Consider the following 6668-nt stretch of genomic DNA (forward strand, 5'->3'; position numbering starts at 1 on the left):
CGCCAGGCCCGGCCAAGGAAACAGCGGCCATTTCGGGGCTGGCCAGCCTCGGCAACCCGCCACCGGAATACCCGTCCATCGCCTTGCGGCGTAACTGGGAAGGCTCGGTAGGGCTGCGGATCAAGGTGCTGCCTAACGGCCGCGCAGGCTCGGTAGAGGTCATCAAGTCCAGCGGCAAACAAGCGCTGGATGACGCCGCCGTCGCCGCTGTACGTAACTGGAAGTTTGTCCCGGCCAAACGCGGGGACACGCCCATAGAAGGGTTCGCCACCCAGACCATTGCTTTCAAATTGCCGGAATAACCCCGCCGGGTCCCGACACTTATTAATTAGCGCGTTATTTAACCGCAGTGCGAGGTATAGCCATGAACGAGTCTCTGTCTTCCATGATTGTCCCTGGGGTACTTTGGGCCTTGGTGCTTTTTTCGGTGGTAAGTTGGGCCTTGCTGCTCATCAAGTCATCGCAATACCTGCGTCAAAAATCCCAGAACAACCAGTTCACCAAGGCCTTCTGGGCCGCCCCCGACCTGCTCACCGCCGCCGAACACGCCAGCCAGTACCCCGGCGCCCTGGCGCGCATCGCCAACAGCGGCTTTGAAGCCATGATTGTTGATGACACGCCGCGAACCACCCAGCAACTGGCCAACACCATCAACCGCGCCGATCGCCTGGAGCGCAACCTGCGCCAACAAATCCAGAAAGAACGCCGCGCCCTGGAAAGCGGCCAGGCGATTCTCGCCAGTATCGGCAGCACCGCGCCCTTCATCGGCCTGTTCGGCACCGTCTGGGGGATCATGGAAGCCTTGCAAAGCATCGGCGCCAGCGGTTCCGCCAGCCTGGAAACCGTGGCCGGGCCCATCGGCCACGCCCTGATTGCCACCGGCGTGGGGATTGCCGTGGCCGTGCCAGCGGTGCTGATTTACAACTTCTTCCTGCGTCGCCTGAAAATGGCCTCGGCCACCATGGATGACTTTGCCCATGACTTCGACGCCCTCGCCCAGCGCAGCGCTTTCGCCATCGACCGCCAACCTATTTCCACCAAGCGCACCGCTGTGCGGGAGGCAAGCTGATGTCTTTCTCAACTCAAGACAGCGATGAAGTACTCAGTGAAATGAACGTCACCCCGCTGGTGGACGTGATGCTGGTACTGCTGGTGGTGTTCATCGTGACCACGCCGATGATGACCAATGCCATCAAGATCAACCTGCCCAAGACCGACGCCGTGGCCACCGAGAAAAAGAAAGACCCGGTGGTGGTCAGCGTGGATCAGGACGGCAAGTTCTTCCTGGCCAAGAACGAAGTGGCCCCCGAGCTGCTGGAAAAAAGCCTGCAGGACGTCAAGGCCCAAGACCCGGAAGTACGGGTTCAGCTCCAGGCTGACGAAGGCGTCAATTACGGGCAAGTGGCCAAGGCCATGGCCTCGATTGAGCGCTCGGGCATCACCAAGATTTCGGTGATGACTGCTCGGTAACGCTCACCTCTGCAGCCGCTGCTGAAGGCTGCGATAAGGGCCGAGGGACCTTCAAGCGGGTCGCTTCGCTACCCATCGCAGCCTGCGGCAGCGGCCACAGAGACCGACTTCCCGCTGTAACCATGCCGCGCGCGAACGCTGTCAGTCCGCGCTGGGGAGCGGCTTGCTTGAAAAAAGTGTTTTGCCACGGGTCGACACAACCCAACTGGAGTCATGAGGGCTCACAAGGCCATTCCAATAATCGTCTGAAAAAGTCGGAAATAACCATGCAGATGAAGAGTTCAGGTTTCACCCTCAAACCGCTCGTTGCAAGCTTGCAGCGGCATCGTTTTGTGCCGCTGTATCTGGTTGCTCTGGGGATGAGCGCAGGCCAGTTGCAGGCAGCAGAAGCCACCGTGTCCGACGACGCAGGCAGTGCCGTCAGCAGCGCCGCCGTGAGCGCCGATGCAACGGCCGCCCCTGCTCCCACCACGCAGCTGGATCGTGTTGAAGTGACCGGCTCGGCGATCCGCCGGGTCGATGCAGAAACCGCCGTGCCCATCACCATTCTGCGCGCCGATCAACTGCGCAACGAAGGCGTGACCACCACCGAGCAGATCCTTCAGCGCGTCTCGGGCAACCAGTCGATTCGTAACCCGGCCAGTTCGGTGGGCGCCGCCACAGGCGGCTCGAGCTTTGCCGACATGCGCGGTATCGGTGCCAACAAAACCCTGGTGCTGCTCAACGGCCGCCGCTTGGGCAACAACGCCATCGATGGCTCGGCCGTCGACCTGAACACCATTCCGTTTGCCGCCATTGACCGTGTCGAGGTGCTGCGCGACGGCGCATCCGCCCTGTACGGCACTGACGCCATCGGCGGGGTCATCAACTTCATCACCAAAAAATCGTTGACCGACGGCACCCTCTCGCTGGGCGGCGAAGGCGCTGACGCCAGCGGTGGCGGCGGCTCCAAAGACCTCAGCGCCAGTTGGGGCTATGGCGACCTCGACAAAGACCGCTTCAACGTCATGGGCGTGTTCGGCTACAACAAACAGGACGATCTGCGCGCCAAAGACCGTACCTTTGCCACCACCTATGCGCCGGGCCGTGGCCTGGACCAGACCTCCGGCACCTCATACCCGGCCAACTACAGCCAGAACGGTGTCAGCTCCAACCCACTGTCGTCGGGTAACTGCAATGGCCCTAACCTGGTCTCGCGCCAGGGCGTGTGCCGCTTCGACACCCGCAACTACATCGACCTGCTACCCGCCACCGAAAAAACTTCGTTCTTCGGCAAGGCCACCGGCAAGCTCACCGATGATGACAACGTCAACCTCGAATACTTCTTTGCCCGCAACAACAACTCCACCCAAGTCGGCCCTGCGCCACTGACCGGCATGACGATGGACCCGTCGTCACCGTTCTACCCTGGCAAAGGCATTACCCCGGCCTCCACCAACCCTAACTTCGATCCGACCCAACCGATCGATTTTAACTGGCGTGAAACCGCCGCCGGTGCACGCCAGTCCCGCGACCAGAACACCAGCCAGCGTCTGGTCCTGAGTTTTGACGGCACCGTGCAGGGCTGGGACTACAACGCCGGCGCCTCGTACAACGAGAACAAAGTGATCTCCAGCGTAACCGGCGGTTATGTCAGCGACGCGGCCATGATCAATGGCATCGCCGACGGCATCATCAACCCGTTCGGCCCGCAAACCGCGGCTGGCCAGGCGTTGATTGACGCCAACCAGTACCACGGCCAGTACTCCTCGTCGGTCGGCCGGGTGACCGGTCTGGACGGACGCATGAGCCGTGAAATCGGCGACTGGTTCGGTGCCGGCCCTTCGGGTCTGGCCATCGGTGGCGAGTTCCGTCAGGAGAACTTCCATCAGAGCTACGAGCAATACGCGGCGGACATCTCCAGCCTGGGCGTCGACCCGGACGGCAGCGTCAAGGGCGATCGCAACGTCAAGGCGGTGTACACCGAGTTGAACGTGCCGGTACTGGACAGCCTCGAACTGTCGGCCGCCGTGCGTCACGACAAATACAGCGACTTTGGCAGCACCACCAACCCGAAATACTCGTTCCGCTACCAGCCAATCAAAGAACTGGTGGTGCGTGGCGCGTACAGCGAAGGTTTCCGGGCGCCGTCGCTGTATGAGTTGTACAACCCGCAATACACCACCTACACCCAGGGCTACTACAACGACCCTAAACTGTGCACCGGCGGCGTGGTGCAACCGGGCGGCAACGCGGCACGTGACTGCGGCCAGCAGTTCCATAACCGCACCGGCGGCAACACCGACCTGTCCCCCGAGAAGGCGCGCAACCTGACCCTGGGCTTTGTCTACCAGCCAGTGCGCAACCTGTCGATGGGCCTGGACTTCTGGTGGATCCACATCGCCAACCAGATCGCCGAGTTCCCGGAATCTACCGTCTTTGACGATCCGAACACCTACGCCGATCGCTACATCCGCAACGCTGACGGTTCGCTCAACTACGTTCAGACCGGCCTTGCCAACCTGGGCGCAGTGAAAACCAGCGGTGTCGATGTCAGCCTCGACTACAAGTTCCCGAACACCCCGTATGGCCAGTTCGGCCTGGGTCTGCAAGGCACCTACGTGTCGCGCTATGACTACCAGACCACCATTGGCGGCAACTACACCGACAACGTCGGTGCGTTTGAAGGCACTGGCGTGATCGCCCGCTGGAAACACGTGTTGAGCGGTACCTGGAACCTGGGCCCATACCGCGCCTCGCTGGTTAACCGCTTCACCAGCGGTTACAACGACTACGACACCGACACTCACTCACGCGTAGCGTCATACGCCCTGTGGGACATCTCGGGTGGCTACACCTTCAACAAAACCGTGGACCTGGATGTAGGCGTCAAAAACATGTTTGACCGCAACCCGCCGTTCTCCAACCAGGCTTACAACTTCCAGAGCGGTTACGACCCTCGTTACGGTGACCCAATGGGCCGTACCTTCTTCGCCCGTGCGACTTACCACTTCTAAGTGATAGCCCCCCTGTAGGAGCGAGCTTGCCTCGCGATCTTTTGACCTTCAATAAAGATCGCGAGACTCGCTCCTGCAGGGCTCCACACGCGGTACAAGGAAACCCCATCATGTCTTCACTCTTCCTGCCCCTGCTTCGTTCACTGCTGGTGCCTGCGCTGTCATGCCTGTGCCTGAGTGTGAGCGCCGCGCCCAGCCAGGTGCTGACGGTGTACGGCGAAGCAGCCAAATACCCGGACAACTTCCAGCACTTCGATTACGTCAATCCCGACGCGCCCAAAGGCGGCTCGCTGAGCCGGGCCTCGATGGAAATCGGCCAGTTCAACTACATCGTCCCTTACATCGACCAGGGCACCGGCGTTGCACAGGTGGATGACTGGTTGTACGCGCCCCTGGCGTTCCGTTCTCTGGACGAGCCTTACACCGTCTATGGCCTGATTGCGCAAAAGATGGAACGCGACCCGGACGGCCTCTGGGTGCGCTTTTACCTGAACCCCAAGGCCCGCTTTGCCGATGACACACCGATCACCGCGCAAGACGTCGCCTTCACCTACAACACCCTGATGACCAAGGGCAGCCTGGGCTACCGCATGGTCTATGGCGAGGTCAAAGACGTGGTCGTCGAAGGCCCGTTGCAAATCCGCTTCGACTTCAAGAACAACCAGAACCGCACCCTGGCCCTCGACCTGGCCAGCCTGCGGATCATGCCCGAACACTGGTGGAAGACCCGCGACTTCGCCACTGGCGGCGGCTTCGAACCACCGCTGGGCAGCGGCCCGTATTCGGTGTCGCACGTCGACCCCGGCCGCAGCATTACCTTTGAACGCAACAAAAACTGGTGGGCCAAAGACTTGCCCGTGAGCAAGGGCATGTACAACTTCGACCGCCTGACGGTGAATTTTTACAGCGACACCGACATCGCCCGGCAACTGCTCAAGGCCGGTGCGTTTGACTACAACCGCGAGTTCTCAGCCACCGGTTTCAGCATTGGCTACGACAGCCCGGCGCTGACCGACGGGCGCCTGCAACGCGGGGTGTTTGCCAAAGACAAACCGGGCGCTGCACAAGGCTTTGCCTTCAACCTGCAAAACCCGTTTTTTCAGGACCGCCGCGTTCGCCAGGCGTTGAGCCTGCTGTGGGACTTTGAGTGGACCAACAAGCAGATGATGCGCAACTTCTATGTGCGCCAGCAGAGCTACTTCCCGAAGAGTGAAATGGCCGCCACCGAATTGCCCGATGCCCGCGAGCTGGAAATTCTCGAACCGCTGCGCGGCAAGATCCCCGACGAGGTGTTTACCCAGGTTTATCAGGCGCCGAAAACCGATGGCAGCGGCTACATTCGCGACAAACAACTGCAAGCCCTGGCATTGCTCAAACAAGCCGGCTGGACACCCAAAGACAACAAACTGGTCAACGCCAAGGGAGAGCAACTGAGCTTCACCTTTCTCGACGGCCAGGGCGGCTTCGACCGCATGATCATGCCGTACAAGCGCACCCTGGCGCAGATCGGCATCAACATGGACATCCGCAAGATCGACTCTGCGCAGTACATCAACCGCCTCAACGCCCGTGACTACGACATGATCGTGGTGGGCTTCCCGCGCAGTGGCCAGCCCATTGTTTCGCCGGGCCGCGAAATGTACGACATGTACGGCTCCAGCAGCGCCACCCAGCCCGGCGCGTCCAACGCTTTTGTGCTGCGTGACCCGGCCGTCGACACCCTGCTCGACGGGCTGGTGCAAGCCAACAGCCGCGAGGAGATGGTGCATTACGCCCGCGCCCTCGATCGGGTCTTGCAATGGGGTTATTACATGATCCCCAACTACTACTCCATCGGCACCCCGACCGTGTACCAGAACCGCTTCGGTCGCCCGGCGCTAGAGCCCAAGTACGACGAGGGCTTGAACACCTGGTGGGAAGTCAGCAAAACCGCGCAAAGCAACGCGCAGTTCAACAAGGCCAACGCGCCTGCTTCCAATACTCCGGCAGAGAATCATTAAGATGTGGCATTACATCAGTCGTCGCTTATTGCTCATCATCCCCACCCTGCTGTGCATTCTGGTGGTCAACTTTTTGATCGTGCAGGCCGCTCCCGGTGGCCCGGTGGATCAGGCCATTGCCCGTTTGCAGGGGTTCAGTGGTGCCTCCGTCGGCGGCGGTGGCGGCGAAATGGCCGCCCACAGCGCTGGCGCCAGCCGTAGC

5 protein-coding genes and 1 pseudogene are annotated in these 6668 nt (G+C 60.9%); all 6 read left to right on the forward strand.

The window, feature by feature from the left end:
* A partial coding sequence (locus GHO41_RS28105; protein WP_153435242.1) for an energy transducer TonB occupies positions 1-302 on the forward strand: 302 nt, incomplete at its 5' end.
* A 62-nt stretch (positions 303-364) separates the two neighbouring features.
* Positions 365-1069 carry a MotA/TolQ/ExbB proton channel family protein gene (locus GHO41_RS28110; protein ID WP_088500391.1) on the forward strand — a complete coding sequence of 235 codons (705 nt, stop codon included), beginning with the start codon at positions 365-367 and terminating at the stop codon, positions 1067-1069.
* Complete coding sequence (locus GHO41_RS28115) at positions 1069-1470, forward strand: biopolymer transporter ExbD (protein ID WP_048369966.1); 402 nt, start codon at positions 1069-1071, stop codon at positions 1468-1470. The genes GHO41_RS28110 and GHO41_RS28115 overlap by 1 nt, the downstream gene beginning before the upstream one ends.
* 266 nt (positions 1471-1736) lie before the next feature.
* Entirely contained in the window at positions 1737-4466 is a 2730-nt protein-coding gene (locus GHO41_RS28120) for a TonB-dependent receptor (protein WP_048369965.1), read from the forward strand.
* 110 nt (positions 4467-4576) lie between these two features.
* Entirely contained in the window at positions 4577-6466 is a 1890-nt protein-coding gene (locus GHO41_RS28125) for an extracellular solute-binding protein (RefSeq protein ID WP_153435243.1), read from the forward strand.
* A gap of 1 nt (position 6467) precedes the next feature.
* Positions 6468-6668: pseudogene (locus GHO41_RS28130) on the forward strand (peptide ABC transporter permease); the annotation flags it as partial.

The sequence above is a fragment of the Pseudomonas sp. FSL R10-0399 genome, assembly GCF_009600165.1.
GTDB classification, from domain to species: domain Bacteria; phylum Pseudomonadota; class Gammaproteobacteria; order Pseudomonadales; family Pseudomonadaceae; genus Aquipseudomonas; species Aquipseudomonas helleri.